The 16,433-nt window shown below is 55.3% G+C and carries 15 protein-coding genes and 1 other RNA gene; 12 read left to right on the top strand and 4 right to left on the bottom strand.

Annotation, left to right across the window (positions count from 1 at the left end; translation table 11 throughout):
- Window positions 1-56: 56 nt before the first annotated feature.
- From FHL16_RS02830 to FHL16_RS02775, 12 genes are all read left to right on the top strand, one after another.
- Window positions 57-881 carry a (Fe-S)-binding protein gene (locus FHL16_RS02830; protein ID WP_010463550.1) on the top strand — a complete coding sequence of 275 codons (825 nt, stop codon included), beginning with the start codon at window positions 57-59 and terminating at the stop codon, window positions 879-881.
- Window positions 878-2,332: a LutB/LldF family L-lactate oxidation iron-sulfur protein gene (locus tag FHL16_RS02825; RefSeq protein ID WP_077747380.1), complete on the top strand. Its 1,455-nt coding sequence runs from the start codon at window positions 878-880 to the stop codon at window positions 2,330-2,332. The genes FHL16_RS02830 and FHL16_RS02825 overlap by 4 nt, the downstream gene beginning before the upstream one ends.
- Entirely contained in the window at window positions 2,332-3,003 is a 672-nt protein-coding gene (locus FHL16_RS02820; RefSeq protein WP_077747379.1) for a LutC/YkgG family protein, read from the top strand. Before FHL16_RS02825 ends, FHL16_RS02820 begins: the two co-directional genes overlap by 1 nt.
- Window positions 3,000-5,810 carry an FAD-binding and (Fe-S)-binding domain-containing protein gene (locus FHL16_RS02815; protein ID WP_077747378.1) on the top strand — a complete coding sequence of 937 codons (2,811 nt, stop codon included), beginning with the start codon at window positions 3,000-3,002 and terminating at the stop codon, window positions 5,808-5,810. The genes FHL16_RS02820 and FHL16_RS02815 overlap by 4 nt, the downstream gene beginning before the upstream one ends.
- Window positions 5,811-6,016: 206 nt before the next feature.
- Window positions 6,017-6,292 carry a hypothetical protein gene (locus tag FHL16_RS02810; RefSeq protein WP_010463558.1) on the top strand — a complete coding sequence of 92 codons (276 nt, stop codon included), beginning with the start codon at window positions 6,017-6,019 and terminating at the stop codon, window positions 6,290-6,292.
- A 367-nt stretch (window positions 6,293-6,659) separates the two neighbouring features.
- Complete coding sequence (locus FHL16_RS02805) at window positions 6,660-6,911, top strand: hypothetical protein (RefSeq protein WP_010463560.1); 252 nt, start codon at window positions 6,660-6,662, stop codon at window positions 6,909-6,911.
- 115 nt (window positions 6,912-7,026) lie between these two features.
- Window positions 7,027-7,420: a transfer-messenger RNA gene (gene ssrA, locus FHL16_RS02800) on the top strand.
- Between the two features lie 183 nt (window positions 7,421-7,603).
- Window positions 7,604-8,860: an integrase domain-containing protein gene (locus FHL16_RS02795; protein WP_077747377.1), complete on the top strand. Its 1,257-nt coding sequence runs from the start codon at window positions 7,604-7,606 to the stop codon at window positions 8,858-8,860.
- Between the two features lie 410 nt (window positions 8,861-9,270).
- The gene (locus FHL16_RS02790) at window positions 9,271-10,662 is read left to right on the top strand and encodes a YfjI family protein (protein WP_077747376.1); all 1,392 of its coding nucleotides are present in this window, start codon (window positions 9,271-9,273) and stop codon (window positions 10,660-10,662) included.
- The gene (locus tag FHL16_RS02785; RefSeq protein WP_138739009.1) at window positions 10,646-10,978 is read left to right on the top strand and encodes a hypothetical protein; all 333 of its coding nucleotides are present in this window, start codon (window positions 10,646-10,648) and stop codon (window positions 10,976-10,978) included. Before FHL16_RS02790 ends, FHL16_RS02785 begins: the two co-directional genes overlap by 17 nt.
- Window positions 10,979-11,516: 538 nt before the next feature.
- Window positions 11,517-11,762 (top strand): hypothetical protein, encoded by a 246-nt coding sequence (locus FHL16_RS02780; protein WP_138739008.1) that lies wholly within the window; start codon window positions 11,517-11,519, stop codon window positions 11,760-11,762.
- 273 nt (window positions 11,763-12,035) lie between these two features.
- Window positions 12,036-12,278: a hypothetical protein gene (locus FHL16_RS02775; RefSeq protein ID WP_077747374.1), complete on the top strand. Its 243-nt coding sequence runs from the start codon at window positions 12,036-12,038 to the stop codon at window positions 12,276-12,278.
- A 505-nt stretch (window positions 12,279-12,783) separates the two neighbouring features.
- Here FHL16_RS02775 and FHL16_RS34890 read toward each other — a convergent pair.
- From FHL16_RS34890 to FHL16_RS02755, 4 genes are read right to left on the bottom strand one after another with little or no spacing between them, the layout of a single operon-like run.
- Window positions 12,784-13,254 carry an NUDIX hydrolase gene (locus FHL16_RS34890; protein WP_077747373.1) on the bottom strand — a complete coding sequence of 157 codons (471 nt, stop codon included), beginning with the start codon at window positions 13,252-13,254 and terminating at the stop codon, window positions 12,784-12,786.
- A 25-nt stretch (window positions 13,255-13,279) separates the two neighbouring features.
- On the bottom strand, window positions 13,280-13,930 hold the full coding sequence (locus tag FHL16_RS02765) for a DUF7002 family protein (protein ID WP_077747372.1): 651 nt from the start codon (window positions 13,928-13,930) through the stop codon (window positions 13,280-13,282).
- Window positions 13,927-15,612: an adenylosuccinate synthetase gene (locus FHL16_RS02760; protein WP_077747371.1), complete on the bottom strand. Its 1,686-nt coding sequence runs from the start codon at window positions 15,610-15,612 to the stop codon at window positions 13,927-13,929. Before FHL16_RS02760 ends, FHL16_RS02765 begins: the two co-directional genes overlap by 4 nt.
- 3 nt (window positions 15,613-15,615) lie before the next feature.
- Window positions 15,616-16,155, bottom strand: a complete 540-nt coding sequence (locus FHL16_RS02755) for an AAA family ATPase (RefSeq protein ID WP_077747453.1) — start codon at window positions 16,153-16,155, stop codon at window positions 15,616-15,618.
- Window positions 16,156-16,433 lie beyond the last annotated feature (278 nt).

The raw sequence follows: 16,433 nt of genomic DNA, 5'->3' as shown, positions 1-16,433 counted from the left end.
TCTATATTCAGCAGCCTCAGCAGACGGATAACCGGGTCCACCCGGAGACACGCCTGATGAGCGAGCTTTTTTACAACGCCGTGCCGAATGCGACCCGCGTCGCCCCGCCACTGCCCGAGCCTCGGCAATACCCCAGCGAGAAACCGTCACGGGTCTACCTGTTCGGGACCTGCGTGGTGGACTTGTTCTACCCCGAGGCCGGGATGGACGCGATTCACTTGCTGGAACGCGAAGGTATCCGTGTCGAGTACCCGCAAGGGCAGAGCTGCTGCGGACAACCGGCCTACACCTCGGGTTACACCGAGCAGGCAAGGACCGTGGCGCGCTCGCAACTGGCGCTGTTCGCCGGGGATTACCCGGTGGTGGTGCCGTCGGGATCCTGTGCCGGGATGTTGCGCGAACACTACGCCGACTTGTTCAAAGACGAGCCGCAGACGTTGAAGCAGGTTCAGGCGCTGGCGGCCCGGACTTACGAACTGGCCGAGTTCCTGCTGTTTGTCTGCAAGGTGCAGCTCAAGGACGGCGGCGAGCCGGTAAAAGTGGCGTTGCACACCTCGTGTTCGGCACGGCGTGAAATGAACACCCACTTGCACGGTCGCGAGTTGTTGTCGCAACTGAGCAACGTGGAGCGAGTCGACCACAGCCACGAAAGTGAATGCTGTGGCTTTGGTGGAACGTTCAGCGTCCGTATGCCAGATATTTCCGGCGCGATGGTGGCTGACAAGACAAGGTCGTTGAAGGAATCCGGTGCACACAAGGTCCTCAGTGCCGATTGTGGTTGCCTGATGAACATCAACGGCTCGCTGGAGAAACAGAAGGAAGCGTTGCGCGGCCAACACCTGGCCAGTTTCCTTTGGCAGCGAACCGGAGGTGTTCTATGAACGCTTCCGCGATTATTCCTACGGTTGCCGTGGAAGAAGACTTTCGCACCCGGGCTCACAAGGCATTGGGTGACAAGCAGCTGCGAAACAACTTTCGTACTGCGATGGATTCTCTGATGACAAAACGGGCAGCGTCCTTCAGCGATGCCCATGAAAGAGAACATTTACGAGCGCTGGGCAATGCAGTCCGTGCCCGTGCGTTATCCAAGTTGCCCGACCTGCTCGAGCAGCTGGAACAGAACCTGACCCGCAACGGTGTGACAGTGCACTGGGCGGAAACGGTGGACGAGGCCAATGGCATCGTCCTCTCGATCATCCGCGCTCACGAGGGGCGGCAAGTGATCAAGGGCAAATCGATGGTCAGCGAAGAGATGGAGATGAACCATGTCCTCGAAGCTCAAGGCATTGAATGCCTGGAGTCGGACATGGGGGAGTACATCGTCCAGCTCGATCACGAGAAGCCTTCACACATTATTATGCCGGCGATCCACAAGAATGCCGGTCAGGTCGCGTCCTTGTTCCACGACAAACTTGGCGTGGAGTACACCAAGGACGTTGACCAACTCATTCAGATCGGTCGCAAAGTCTTGCGACAGAAATTCTTCGAAGCGGACATCGGCGTTTCTGGCGTCAACTTCGCCGTGGCCGAAACCGGCACCTTGCTGCTGGTGGAAAACGAAGGCAACGGCCGCATGACCACCACGGTGCCGCCGGTGCACATCGCGGTGACCGGCATCGAAAAAGTCGTGGAAAACCTGCGCGACGTGGTTCCGCTGCTATCGCTGTTGACCCGCTCGGCCCTCGGCCAGCCGATCACCACCTACGTCAACATGATCTCCAGCCCGCGCAAGGAACATGAACTCGACGGTCCGCAGGAAGTGCATCTGGTCCTGCTCGACAACGGTCGCAGCCAGGCCTTCGCCGACAGCGAATTGCGCCAGACCCTGAACTGCATCCGCTGCGGTGCTTGTATGAATCATTGCCCGGTGTACACCCGAATTGGCGGTCACGCCTATGGGGAGGTTTACCCTGGGCCTATCGGAAAAATCATCACCCCGCACATGGTCGGCCTGGCGAACGTCCCGGACCATCCGAGCGCATCGTCGCTCTGCGGTGCTTGCGGTGAAGTTTGCCCGGTAAAAATTCCGATCCCGGCACTGCTGCGTCGCCTGCGGGAAGAGAACGTCAAAGCCCCGGACAGTGCGCATCAAGTCATGCGCGGTCAGGGCAGCAAATATTCGCGCAAGGAACGTTTTATCTGGAACGCCTGGGCCAGACTCAACAGCTCGCCGACGCTGTATCGTCTGTTCGGCTTTGTCGCCACACGACTGCGTGCCCTGGCACCGAACAATGTTGGCCCGTGGACGCAAAACCACAGCGCACCGAAACCCGCTGCCCGCTCACTGCATGACATGGCCCGTGAGCATCTGGCCAAACAGGGAGATCGTTGATGAGCGCCAAGCAAAACATCCTCGCCAAGCTACGGAAAAGTCTGACAGGCACCACGCCCGTGCCCGACGAATTCGACGTCGAGCTGGTGACTGCGCCTTACACCTACACCGCCGAGCAACGCATCCCGCAATTGCGCAAACTGATGGAAGCGGTGCACACCGAGATCCACCTCACGTCCGGCGAAGGTTGGCCGGCGCTGCTCGCACAGTTGTTGCGAGACCGTCAGTTGCCGAGCTTGTTGATCGCGCCGACTACGCCTCATGGGCAACGCGTCACTCAACACTGGGCGAACAATCCTGATCTGCCGACACTCAAGTCCTACGACCGTCCGGTTGAAGAGTGGAAAGCCGAGCTGTTCAACGACACCCCGGCCAGCCTGACCACCACCCTTGGCGCAATTGCCGCCACCGGAAGTCTGATTCTCTGGCCAACACGGGAGGAACCGCGCTTGATGAGCCTGGTTCCGCCCGTGCATTTTGCCCTGCTGAAGGCCAGTGAAATTCGCGACAACTTCTATCAGGTCCAACAGGAATTCAACTGGGCGCAAGGCATGCCGACCAACGCCCTGCTGGTGTCCGGCCCGTCGAAAACGGCCGACATCGAGCAAGTCCTGGCCTATGGTGCGCACGGTCCGAAAGACCTGGTGGTTTTGATTCTGGAGGACCAATGACTCTACCGGCGGCTTTCCTGCGAGATGCGCAGCAACTGATCCCCCAAGAGCGGCGCTTCGACGACCCATTGTCGACATTGGCCTTCGGCACCGACGCCAGCTTTTATCGACTGATTCCGAAACTGGTGATCCGTGTCGAGTCCGAAGACGAAGTGGTGGCGCTGCTGAAACTGGCACAACGTGACCAGGTCCCGGTGACCTTCCGCGCTGCTGGTACCAGCCTGTCCGGCCAGGCCATCAGCGATTCGGTGCTGATCGTGCTTGGGGATAACTGGAACGGTCGCGAGATCCGCGGCCAAGGCACGCAAATCCGCCTGCAACCGGGCGTGATCGGCGCGCAGGCCAACGCCTGGCTGGCGCCGTTCGGGCGCAAGATTGGTCCAGATCCAGCCTCGATCAACGCCTGCAAAATCGGCGGCATCGTCGCCAACAACGCCAGCGGCATGTGCTGCGGCACCGCGCAGAACACCTACCACACGCTGGCCGGTATTCGTCTGGTCCTGGCCGACGGCAGCCGTCTCGATACCGAAGATCCGGCGAGCGTTGCCGCGTTTCACCAGAGCCACGCCGCGCTGCTTGAACGTCTGGCGACATTGGGCCGCGAAACCCGCGCCAATGCCGAACTGGCTGCGAGAATCCGCCACAAGTACCGCCTGAAAAATACCACCGGCCTGTCACTCAATGCGCTGGTGGATTTTGACGAGCCTGTGGATATCTTGAGCCATTTGCTGGTGGGCTCCGAAGGCACGCTCGGCTTCATCAGCGCGGTGACCTACGACACGGTCATCGACCACCCGAACAAGGCTTCGGCGCTGATCGTGTTTCCGGATGTGGAGACCTGCTGCAACGCCGTCACCGTGCTGAAAAGCCAGCCGGTGTCCGCCGTGGAACTGCTGGACCGTCGCAGCCTGCGCTCGGTGCAGGACAAACCCGGCATGCCCGCTTTCGTACAACAGCTGTCGAACAATGCCTGCGCCTTGCTGATCGAATCCCGAGCCGCATCGTCCACTTTGCTACAGGAACAACTGGCGCAGATCATGGCGTCGCTGACTTCTTTCCCGGTGGAAAAACAAGTCGACTTCACCGAGGACCCCGTGGAAAACGCTCGACTTTGGGCGATCCGCAAAGACACCTTCCCTGCCGTCGGTGCGGTGCGCAAAACCGGCACCACGGTGATCATCGAAGACGTGACCTTCCCGGTCGAACAGCTGGCCATTGGCGTTAACCGCCTGATCGAGCTGTTCGACAAACACCACTACGACGAGGCGATCCTCTTCGGCCATGCCCTGGAAGGCAATCTGCACTTCGTCTTCACCCAAGGCTTCAACAACCCGGAAGAAGTCGCACGCTACCAGGCATTCATGGACGACGTGGCGCAGTTGGTGGCGGTGGAGTTTGGCGGATCGTTGAAGGCCGAGCACGGCACCGGCCGCAACATGGCGCCCTTTGTCGAGCTGGAATGGGGCAGCGATGCCTATCAACTGATGTGGCAACTCAAACGGCTGCTCGACCCTAATGGCATCCTCAACCCGGACGTGGTGCTCAGCGAAGATCCGCAGATCCACCTCAAGCACCTGAAACCGCTGCCGGCCGCCGACGAGATTGTGGATAAGTGCATCGAGTGCGGTTTCTGCGAACCGGTCTGCCCGTCGAAAGGACTGACCCTGAGCCCGCGCCAGCGCATCGTGATCTGGCGTGATATTCAGGCGAAGAAACGCGCAGGCGTCGACACCGCCGAACTTGAAGCCGCCTACGAATACCAAGGCATCGACACCTGCGCCGCCACCGGTTTGTGTGCACAACGTTGCCCTGTAGGCATCAACACCGGTGAGCTGGTGAAAAAGCTTCGCGGCCGCAAGGCGACGCATACGAAAACCGCCAACTGGCTTGAAGGCAATTTCGCCACGGCACTGCAAGGCGCGCGTTTCACCCTGCATGTTGCCAATGGTGCGCGGATGCTGCTGGGCGCACCGCGCCTGGCGAAGCTGTCGGCGACGTTGACCAAGTTGTCCAAAGGTCATGTCCCGCAATGGACCAACGCTATGCCGCAGCCAGAAAAAGCCATTCGTTTCAGCCCGGTCGTATCGGACCAACGCCCTCGTGTGGTGTATCTGGCGGCGTGCGTCTCGCGGGTCATGGGCCCGGCAGCGGGTGATAAAGAGCAGATGTCGCTGTACGACAAAACCCGTGGGCTGCTGGAAAAAGCCGGTTACCAGGTCGTCTTTCCCGACAATCAGGACAGCCTCTGCTGCGGTCAGCCATTTGCCTCCAAAGGTTATGCGGAACAGGCCGAGCACAAACGCCAGGAACTGATCGGCGCATTGCTGCACGCCAGTCGCGGCGGGCTCGATCCGATCTATTGCGACACCAGCCCGTGCACGCTACGGCTGGTTCAGGATTTGGGCGAAGTCCGACTCGACCTTTACGACCCGGTGCGATTCATCCGTACGCATTTGATGGATCGCCTGGATTTCACACCGCAGGAAGCGCCGATCGCGGTGCACGTCACTTGCAGCACCCAGCACCTTGGCGAGAGTCAGGCGCTGATTGATCTGGCGCGTAAATGCAGCAAAAACGTGGTCATTCCAGAGGGCATTCACTGCTGTGGTTTTGCAGGGGACAAGGGCTTCACCACCCCCGAACTGAACGCTCACTCACTGCGCAGCCTGAAAGACGCCGTGCAGTTCTGCGCAGAAGGCATTTCCACCAGCCGCACCTGCGAAATCGGCCTGAGCCAACATGGCGGGATCGACTATCACGGTCTGGTTTACTTGGTGGATCGTGTGACGCGAGTGCGTCCGGCTTGAGAGCACTTTGGTGAAAATGGGGCGATTTCGCCCCTTTTTCATGCACTGCTGTTGCGCCAATCTTCTCGACACGCCTTCAAAAAAAAACCGAACTCCAGCATGCGGCTATAGTCATTTAGCTAGGCCCTGTGAACGGGCTTATAACCACCTCGGCCAGCAGCCTACTTCACCGGCAGCACCGAGCCCTCATGCGCAAGGAGATACCCATGAAGCACTCTGCAATTGCTGGATTGTTCATCACCACCGCACTGTTGGCCTCGCCGGTGTTTGCGGCAGATAAAGACCTTTGCAAACAAAACATAAGCCAAATTCAGCAGGTACTGGACTCTGATCCCGCCACATCAGAAAACGCCAAGGACAACATACAAGCCGGTTTGGACAAAGCAAAAGCAGCCCAAGCCGCAGGGGACGACAAGGGGTGCGTTGGAATCACTAGCGGTTTGCTTGAGAAAATTCAAACGCGAAACCCAACCAACAAGTAATCCCGTGTGACCAGGCCAACCTTCGGGTTGGCCTTATCCACCGCGGTGGCGCACACGGCGCGGGCGTGTTGTTCACTTTGAATCACAGAGCAACAGGCTCGGGGCCGTTCAGGATTTGACGCCGGTTCAAGCAGCTAAAACTTACACAACCCCACCCGCGATACAGAAGCAATTACCCCCATTTTTAGTGCCACTGCACCCATCGACTATCAAACAGTTTTTTCATAGCCATTCTGAAAAAACCGAATTTCTGCGCCGTGTCGTAGTCTTTTAGGTAGGCCCTAATCAATCGTGGCTTATTTTTCGGACTCGCCCGAGCCGCCCGCTCATACGGCAGCACCGAGACCATCAGTACAAGGAGATATCCATGAAACGTACCGCACTCGCGGGTTTGTTCATGTCTGCTGCAGTGTTGGCCTCTCCCGTATTTGCAGCGGACAACGACCTTTGCACGAGCAAACTGCAGGAACTCGAAGCCAAAGTGAATGCGCTACCAGCGACCTCCACCAACGCACCGGAGATCAAAAGACTGCTGGCCAGCGCCAAAACTTCAAAAGCCGCCGGGGACGACAAAAAATGCGCCACCGAGGCCATCCAGGCATTGGCGCTGACAAACTGAGCAGCGAACCCAACCAGTAACCACTCGCGGCCAACCTTCGGGTTGGCCTTCTCACGCGTGTTGGCGTACAATGCGCAGGCTTGTTGCTCACTTTGATTCACCGAGCAACAGGCTCGGGGCCGTTTAGGATTCGACGCCGGTTGCGAAACTTTAGGTGCATGCCGAGTTGGTAACAGAACTCGTAAATCCACTGTTGCAACTTTCTATAGTTGCCAATGACGAAACCTACGGGGAATACGCTCTCGCTGCGTAAGCAGCCTTAGCCCTTCCCTCCTGGTACCTTCGGGTCCAGCAATCATCAGGGGATGTCTGTAAACCCAAAGTGATTGTCATATAGAACAGAATCGCCGTGCAGTACGTTGTGGACGAAGCGGCTAAAACTTACACAACTCGCCCAAAGCACCCTGCCCTTCGGGTCGCTGAGGGTTAACTTAATAGAAACGGCTACGCATGTAGTACCGACAGCGGAGTACTGGCGGACGGGGGTTCAAATCCCCCCGGCTCCACCACTTCATCATCTAAAGACGTCCACGGACGTCTTTTTTTGTGCCTGAAATCCAGTAAATACGGGGGTTTCAGGGCCATTGAGCTCCACAGCGCTTCAGGCAGATCCATTTTGAAATGTATTCCAAGGCGTATTCCAAGCCCGTGACTGGTAAATTTTGGAATACACAAACAGCGTTGGAGTACCCATGGGAGCCCAAGCCACACGCCTTTCAGACATGAAAATCAGAGCCGCCAAGCCCAAGGACAAGGACTACACACTGACCGACGGCGACGGCCTTCAGTTACGAGTCCGAACCAACGGTTCAAGGCTTTGGAATTTCAACTACATCCATCCCGTGACCAAGAAACGGATCAACATGGGACTGGGGACGTTCCCAGAACTCAGCCTGGCTCATGCGCGAAAACGCACGGTTGAAGCCAGGGAGCTGGTTGCCCAGGGACTGGACCCGAAAGAGCAACGCGATGCAGATCGCCAAGCGAAAAAAGCCGCGACAGAGCACACCTTTCAAAACGTGGCGACAGCCTGGTTTGAACTGAAGAAAGACTCCGTGACAACCGCCTACGCTGAAGACATTTGGCGCTCGCTCACGCTGCACATCTTCCCGGATCTACACGCGACCCCAATTTCTGAAATCAGCGCGCCTCAGGTCATCAAGTTGCTTAGGCCACTTGAAACCAAAGGCAGCTTGGAAACGGTCAAGCGCCTGACCCAACGCCTCAACGAAATCATGACTTACGGGGTGAACTACGGACTCATTCATGCCAACCCCCTGAGCGGAATTCGATCAGTCTTCAAAAAACCAAAGAAGAAAAACATGGCGGCATTGCCCCCCGATGAGCTCAATGAACTCATGGTGGCAATTGCCAACGCCAGCATCAAAAGAACCACCCGATGCCTCATTGAGTGGCAGCTCCACACGATGACTCGGCCAGCAGAAGCTGCGACCACTCGATGGGCTGACATCGACTTCAAGAAGAAGATCTGGACGATCCCAGCGGAGCGCATGAAGAAACGTCGCACACACATCATCCCGCTGACGGAGCACGCTTTGGCGCTCCTGGAAGCCATCAAGCCCTACAGCGGACACAGGGAGTACGTGTTTCCCGCCGACCGTAATCCTCGCACCCATTGCAACAGCCAGACCGCCAACATGGCGCTGAAACGGATGGGGTTTGAGGGGCGACTCGTAAGCCACGGAATGCGCTCCATGGCGAGCACCATCCTGAACGAGCATGCATGGGATGCCGAACTAATTGAGGTTGCCCTAGCTCATGTCGACAAAGATGAGGTTAGAAGCGCTTACAACCGCGCAGACTATATTGAGCGTCGACGTCCAATGATGGCCTGGTGGAGCGAGCACATTCAAAAGGCGGCCACAGGTGACTTTTCAATAGCAGCAATCCATGAAAACAGAAGCCGGAAAGTCGTCTCGATTCGTTAAACAAAGTCAACTTGATGGCGACGGCGGCGACAGCGGCGACAACCCTCGTCGTCTCTGACCACGGGCGAGGCGACAAACTGGCGGCCGTCGCCACCACAAGTGTCGATCATACTTTTCCGCCAAAGCCGCTGCGGTCGGGAAGGCTTCGCAGCAACGTTTGCAGTGGCTCGCTTGGCGATCTTACAAACGGTAGTAAATCTATCTAGAGCCACCGAGATCCAAGGTCTTCTACGTCAGTTGCATTCCCAATGTCCCGGTTGATCGCTAGTCGAACGTGGGGTACACCAACGCCTCACGAGGAGCAGTTAGCGGCGATTCCGAGTAGTTCTAGAGCACTGAGACTACGACACATTGTCGTCCTTCTTCCTAAGGAGCGAGGAAAAACTGACCTCATAAGGAGATTGTTGTCGATGCAACTGTGCGAAAAATGCGATCCACCGCGCCCTCTTCTGGATTATCGGCCCCAACCATTGACCTACCCGGTCGAAGCGCTGGGTGAACTCCTGGGGGGAGCGGTAGAACGGATGGCAGAGGTTATCGGCGCACCGAGTGCCATGACCGCACAATCGGTGCTGGCCACCGCAGCTCTAGTGACTCAAGGCCACTTCAACGTACAACTCGATGGCCGCACCTATCCGCTGTCTCTGTATCTGCTGACGGTCGCATCATCAGGTGACCGTAAAAGTGCAGTGGATCATCAAGCTCTCTCTGCAGCGCGTAACTGGGAGCGAGAGCAGTGGTCTGTGTACACAGAAAAGCTCAACGTCTACCAATCTGCCATTCGCCTTACGGCCAAAGCCCAACGACAGGCAAAGCATGAAATCTGTGAACTATCCGAACCCGTCCAGCCCAGGCTGATCTCCACCGACCCCACCATCGAAGCACTCATAAAAAACCTCTGTTATGGGTTGCCGAGCATGGGCCTGTTCAATGACGAAGGCGGTCAATTCCTCGGTGGCAGCACCATGAGCAAAGAGAACCAGCTCAAAGCGATCACCACGCTTTCAAGAATCTGGGATGGCAGTCCCATTGACCGGACACGGTCCATGCCCGGTGAAAGCCTGCGAGCCTATGATCGTCGTCTCAGCATGCATCTGATGCTGCAGCCGTACCTGGCCAATCAGTTCCTCAAAGATCCGATGATCAATGGTCAAGGTGTGCTCGGCAGATTCCTGATCAGTTGGCCTGAACGTTTGATCGGTCAGCGCCTGTACAAGGCGGTAGATCTGACGCAAGACCCCAAGATCCAACGCTACCAAACGCATATCACTGATCTGCTGAAGAAACCGTTAGCGACCAACAAGGACGGATCACTCAAGCTCACGACATTGGAGTTGACGGACAGCGCCCGCTTGGCCTGGATTGATATTCACGACACCATAGAGTGCCAGTCTGGCGAGTTCGGGGAGCTGGCCGGCGTTCAATCCGTCGCAAGTAAAGCTGCTGCCAATGTACTGCGCATCGCGGGGGTTCTGGCGGTAATCGAAGAAGCCTGTGCCTTGAACGAAGAGCATATTCAGCGCGCTTCAACGCTAATGGATTATTACCTGGCCGAGATCCAGCGCTTGACTGAGCAAGAGCCGGTTAACATCCTACGTGAGGAAGCGGATCGTTTGTTACGCTGGCTGAAGCAGAAAGGCTGGACCCGCTTCACCATCCGAGACATCAATCGCAACGGCCCTCGCTTTGCACGCAAGAGCTGTAATCACACCGCCACGCTCCTCGTTGAGTTACTCACAGCGAACTGTGTGAAGAGCCAAGACGCCAAGACTTTCGAGGTGTGCCGTGTTCCGTCTGAATGACGCAGTACGCCGCTTTCAGTCGAAAAATCAGACGCCCCCTGTCCTGCGGTGTGTCGCCACTTCCGTCGCCAAACTGTCGCAAGATGCCAACCGTGGCATTCCGCAGGTTGTCGCCAGTGTCGCCGCTGTCGCCACATCCAGCTCGGACCCTGTCGACATCAAACTGCTGATCCAGCAACTTCGCAATGACGGAGTAGTGCTGCACCATCATGAAAATACTCTGCACATACGACCCAGGCACTGGCATCAGCTGGACCAAATCAATGGATCCTGGAAAGCCATGCTCCTCTTCTTCCAAACGAATGAAAATGGATGACGATGGCGTTGATCGGTCAGCGTGAGAGCCACGACGTTGCCTATCTCCAACTGCGGTCCACCAACACTAGAAGATCTGGTCTTCGGCACTCACATCTCTACGGTGAACTAGGCATGAGACTCGCAGTCCTCAGACCGACAACATGCACGAGATGCTGAGCGTTGAGGCCTGGCGACAGAATTGGTGCACGCCTGCAGCCACATGAGCGACCACTTCTGACTGATCAAAGGCTTGCTCGCTACACCCAATTCGGAAGATGAAAGTGTCGGACCGCAAACAACCCTTGGCCCAACATTCGGAAACTCTCGATAGTCGGTTTTCGGATTGACGGCAAATGTCAGCGAATGCAATTTACAAGCTCACACTAGCCGCCAGGATCTTCAAGACGGCGCTGCGGTTTCCCGCAGGATCCTCCCGATAACGCATCGCTTCCGGAAGCGCGAACAGTCGACTTGAATGTCGACGGAAGCATGATATTCCCCCACCCAAGACGGGCCTCCCCGTCTTGGGGCAGGCCTTTTTTATTTTCGAGGCCTTAATGAAAAATCGACTGGCAATGTACAAAGCCCTGAAGGCGATCAACGTGCCTGAGCAGCAAATCGAAGCAGTTATCCAAGCCATGGATTCTGATATGCATTTATCTTTTGCAGGTACATCCGATCCCGACTTCGCACAATTTCGGGCAGAGCTATCCCGGTTTCGGGTGAGTCTCAATATAGATATTGGCGTGATGCTCTCCCTCGTGGTGGCGATTCTCTTCGCCGGGATTGCGTTTATCCGCTGACAACTCTTTCTTCCAGCAAAATCAGAAACCATCTGTTCTAGGACAGGTGGTTTTTTTTGCTCAGGTAGCAGTCATTGGATTGCCCAAGCATTGTCTACTAGGCCGCTATGCCCAGTCAGGTGCACGCGCGGCTAAGGGCAGCTATCGGCCAAAAGCGGACGCTCAGCCCCCTCTTTTTCGGCAATACGTCACCGCCTGGCAGGCATTCCTAAAAAGGATTTACACTCGTTTTGCCTCGATTCAGACCGCTGTCTACATACGGGAAATAGACTTGTGCAGATTCAAATTATTTACACCCAAACAGGCATGTTGCTCTCCAAGCATCCTTACCCATCGTGGAGAGAGGTTCAAAATCAGTACCCTGACTACGTGACTTCGCTCGGACCCTGGGATGCAGATGCGGTTATCGAATATCTAGCAGATGAATACCCCGAACTTTTACCGCATCCAAAAGAGCAAGTGGTCGCGTTAATTGAAGATACTCAAGAAACTAGAGTGCTTACTTTTGCCGCGTGAAAAACCTCCTGACGACCATTCGCCGATGTTCGCCAATGACGTCCGCTTTGGGTCGAGGCTGTGTAAAAACGTTTTTCAGTGCGACAGGTACTCAAAACCGGATTGAAAATTGCGCTTCTACGCGAAATCTGCATCTGCTGACGTGCCGATAAATTTCAGATTTAACGTAGACGCGCACACTTCAATTTTGGCGAAGCGTTTTTACACACTCTGGGTCGACTGCAGCCCCTCGCGACAGGCAGCAATCGGCCGAGGCTGTGTAAAAACGTTTTTCAGCGCGACAGGCACTCAAAACCGGACTGGAAATCGCGCTTCTATGCAAAATCCACATCTGCTGACGTGCCGATAAATTTCAGATTTAACGTAAACGCGCACACCTCAATTTTGGCGAAGCGTTTTTACACACTCTGGGCCAAAAGCAGCCATTCAACGTGTCTGGTACATCAAGGACGACATTGGTGAGGTCAGTATCCGCAGGAGATGGCGCAACGGAAATGGTTGATCCCTAGCCAGATTGATCAGGCGTCATGAGCAAGGCTCGGGCAAACAAAATCGGCAGATCCGGCGGTAGGATTTCTTCAGTGCTAGCCATTAACTCATTTTCTGACCACCACCTTATTCTACATACAGCGTCTCGCTCCTGAGCGCTCCAACTTGCAGTCGAACAATGCTCGTTGCCTACACGTACCACATAGTAATTTTCGACCGCGAGCACATGTTCCCCATCCGGCATTTGCCAGATGAACTCCTTTCGTGCGATACAGCGACCAACGGACTGAACGTCGAGGCCAGTCTCCTCGGAAAGCTCACGCACTGCCGCCGCCTGAAAAGACTCATCACCTCGCAGCGCACCACCAGGTGTGGCCCAGTAGCTTCTCCCCTCCAATGCGCCGGTCTTGTAGTGGATCTTGAAAAGCAACAGTCGGTGAGAGGAACTGACCAGCAAAATCCGTGACGCTGAACGTCGTCGCGGCATAACTCCCCCGGTGGGTATATGATCGCTAGCCAATGACTTTCAACACTTCACAGCCCCTCATACGCCGAACTTCCACCACATAGTCAGCGATGTTAGGAACGGAGTAATCGACAACAAGCTCGACAACATTTTTGACCGGTTTGCCCGAAGGTTTCACAGGATAATCTGCAATTCTACGAAAGATCTCCGTATCACGACGATGCGGAATTGGCCATGTGTTACCCGAGTTCATGTGGCACAGCCATATTTTTTCAGCATAGGCCGGGATGAATTCCGCCGAGTTTAACGTCAGAACATCGTGTTCGAGCGTGCGGTAATCACGAGCGCCGAGCAGGCGATGCAGTCTTTCCTCCTCGACCCAGAAGAAGACCTTGTCGTTGATCAGTTCATACCATTGCCGGGGCGTTGTTCCGTTCGTTAGAGCCTGTAACAACCGCCCCTCTGGCATCGGCTTTTGATCACGAAGCACGATATTGGAAGGGTGGCCTGCCCTCACATCCATTTTCTGATCACGGTGTTCGCTTTCGAACTGAGCACGCTCGGCATCAGCTACCTCAAGATGATCAAGGACTGCGGTCGCGCTCATCAGTCCACGTTGTTGAATACTCTCCCATGCCCCAAGCTCAGCCATATGGTAGACACGAGGATAAAGCTCGATCAGTTTTTCTAAATTCATTGGTCTCTCCTACCAGAGCGTGCAGTCCAATTGCGTCGATCGATCAAAGATCGTAGGTCACTTGCATTTGGATCTCTGGAAAACCTAGTGTTTATCAGCGACACAGGGGCTTGGGAAACGCGCTCCAGCTCTTCCACGAATTTGATTGTGTCCGGATGGAGCTGCTCGAACCTATGCGCTTTACTGTTCGTGGACTTAAGGTAATCCGCAAATGTCAGAACGATGTCGGTGGGAGCATTGAGCGCGCATGCTTTCCGGAACTGATCCCATTCGAACCAGCCGACCCGTCTGTTGCGACCAGTGGTGGACGTCTTCTCAGCAGCGTTTAACGCATCAGCATCAAGACCCGCAAATTCTGCAATCTCGTTGAAGGTAGTGGGATGCTTGAGTGTTCCTGACGTGTGGCCCTTGTCTCCATCAGGATCGCCAACACGAATTGGCATCGGTCGAATGACCATAAGAATTTTGCGGATCCTGCTGGGCGATATCCCAACCTCCGCGAGGCATCCTGCTACGTTGGTGTCCCTGGAGGTCACATGAGGATAATCACCATGGAAAATACTCAACCCGCTACCTTGGGTGCCCTCCAATAGAATTGAATGGCCATTGTGGTAAGCCTCTTCCAACCTGTCTGATGTGGAGCCGTGATAATTTCCAGGAGTGCCGACATACGGACGCAACTCATCCACGTCCCGTGCAAGCCTAATTGTTGCCTCACCTCTACTCAGAATACGCCGTGCAGCTGCAGCTCCACTCCCGCTTCCGGTGGACGCGATGGTTGAAACCAGATGTCTCTTCTCCGTCTGAATGTCTTCATCTTCAATGATGGTGGCTTGAGGATCGATGAACAGCCGGTCTTCGCCGATATCGCACTCCTCGATTTCTTTTAAAAGCCCCTGCAATCGGATAGTCATACCTGGGCCGAGGAGCAGTCGCGCGGTCACGTCCCGCGCCCCTGACGGCAGATGATGATAAGTGTAGGGGCCTGCGGAACTGGCCACGGTGTGTCCAGCGTTTGGGCCCCCAACACGAACCATGACATCGTATTCTCGAGCTAGGTAGGAAACTATATTGCCTTTACCCTCACTTCCGTACTGCCCTCCAATGAGAACATCCACACATCTAATTTCAGGCGGCGTAAAAAGATGCAAGCGAGCGGCTACTCGCACCAACGTGTCCTTGGAGGACGAACGTTCGGTGTATATTCGAACGTCCGCATCTTCCTTAAGCGCGTTAATTTCCTCCGACTCCCTCAGTTGATTGACCTCGTCATAAGCCGCAGGATCGGTTTTGCCTTCTACTCTTTTCCCGTAACGCTCATGAAGGGTCTTGTCACTCGCGTAAAGGTGGACATGAACCAGGTTTGCCCCGAAGGCCTCTCGAAACTGCAAAACCTGTTTCAGCGTAACCAGATGATCTACGACCAATGGCCGGTCATCCTTCTGAGCAGCACATATCTCCTTCGTTTCGACCAGCATCCATTGGGCATGCTGAGTGTCGTCTAGCTCTCTTCGGCGATCCATCAGCGTTGGCTGATCCATGCTGAGATTCCACTCGGAATTTTGAGAGGCTCGACGATCGCGAACCACAACAAAGTTAAAGTCCTTTTCCAGTAAATGAGCCAACTCACTTTTGCCGCTACAAGTTTTTCCACTGATCACCACGATCTGCCGAGTTTCCATGCGCTACTTCTCCCAGAGTTCTATTATCTGACGTGCGACTTCAAGGACTGTAAGTGTTCCGGTATCGAAAACCTTGTCCGCAATACTTCCTAGCGAACGTGCACTCAGCTCATTGGGGTGTCGCACATTTGCTTGATATTCCGCGAGATGATTTAGGCCACGCTCAGCGTATCTCTGCTGCAGAACGGACTCTGGCGCGTCTATATGTATGTGCATCACCGCCCCCGCATAGTGGAGCTTGAAAATTTCCAGCTGTCTCGACTTGCGCACGGCGTCCAGCAACCAATTATCGACATCCGGCCGGGCGTTGATCGCCGGTCTAGCGACTGAGTCAATGACCCACGAAAAGTCAGTAGACTTATCCAGACTGTCTCCAAGCTCCTGAAGCTTGTGACGGTCAGGCACTTCGCCTTGACCAACCAACTGCGCTCGCAAAAAAGAACTACTACTGATTGAGAAAAAACCAAAGTGTTCTTGTAGAACTGCGGATACAGATGTTTTACCACTGGCCATTGGGCCACTTAGCAGAAGTAGTCGCTTCACGTTTATGACGAATCCCTGTCTGGAATATTCGGTATCACACGAAGCGTAGCTGAGTTGTACAAAGTGATAAGTTTTTTTACCGAAGCTACTGCACCACAACCATTCTCTTAAGTTTACGCTCAGGAATGCGAATTCTTGCCGCCCCTACTCCTGATGACGTTTCAGAAGCTCATCGGATATCAAGATCGATTGGAGACCACGGATAAAGGTTGAATCGGCCCCAGTGTTGTAGACCTCATTTGAAGGACTGCTTTTGGCTGATTGCTGCCATTCGCGAC

It is taken from the genome of Pseudomonas sp. FSL W5-0299 (genome assembly GCF_005930655.1).
Taxonomy (GTDB): Bacteria; Pseudomonadota; Gammaproteobacteria; order Pseudomonadales; family Pseudomonadaceae; genus Aquipseudomonas; species Aquipseudomonas mandelii.
This window is presented reverse-complemented; position numbering and strand designations above follow the sequence as displayed.

Coding starts and splice junctions, on each gene's coding strand:
- FHL16_RS02830 (WP_010463550.1), top strand. CDS start 57: ATGAGCGAGCTTTTTTACAACGCCGTGCCGAATGCGACCCGCGTCGCC.
- FHL16_RS02825 (WP_077747380.1), top strand. CDS start 878: ATGAACGCTTCCGCGATTATTCCTACGGTTGCCGTGGAAGAAGACTTT.
- FHL16_RS02820 (WP_077747379.1), top strand. CDS start 2,332: ATGAGCGCCAAGCAAAACATCCTCGCCAAGCTACGGAAAAGTCTGACA.
- FHL16_RS02815 (WP_077747378.1), top strand. CDS start 3,000: ATGACTCTACCGGCGGCTTTCCTGCGAGATGCGCAGCAACTGATCCCC.
- FHL16_RS02810 (WP_010463558.1), top strand. CDS start 6,017: ATGAAGCACTCTGCAATTGCTGGATTGTTCATCACCACCGCACTGTTG.
- FHL16_RS02805 (WP_010463560.1), top strand. CDS start 6,660: ATGAAACGTACCGCACTCGCGGGTTTGTTCATGTCTGCTGCAGTGTTG.
- FHL16_RS02795 (WP_077747377.1), top strand. CDS start 7,604: ATGGGAGCCCAAGCCACACGCCTTTCAGACATGAAAATCAGAGCCGCC.
- FHL16_RS02790 (WP_077747376.1), top strand. CDS start 9,271: ATGCAACTGTGCGAAAAATGCGATCCACCGCGCCCTCTTCTGGATTAT.
- FHL16_RS02780 (WP_138739008.1), top strand. CDS start 11,517: ATGAAAAATCGACTGGCAATGTACAAAGCCCTGAAGGCGATCAACGTG.
- FHL16_RS34890 (WP_077747373.1), bottom strand. CDS start 13,254: ATGCCGCGACGACGTTCAGCGTCACGGATTTTGCTGGTCAGTTCCTCT.
- FHL16_RS02765 (WP_077747372.1), bottom strand. CDS start 13,930: ATGAATTTAGAAAAACTGATCGAGCTTTATCCTCGTGTCTACCATATG.
- FHL16_RS02760 (WP_077747371.1), bottom strand. CDS start 15,612: ATGGAAACTCGGCAGATCGTGGTGATCAGTGGAAAAACTTGTAGCGGC.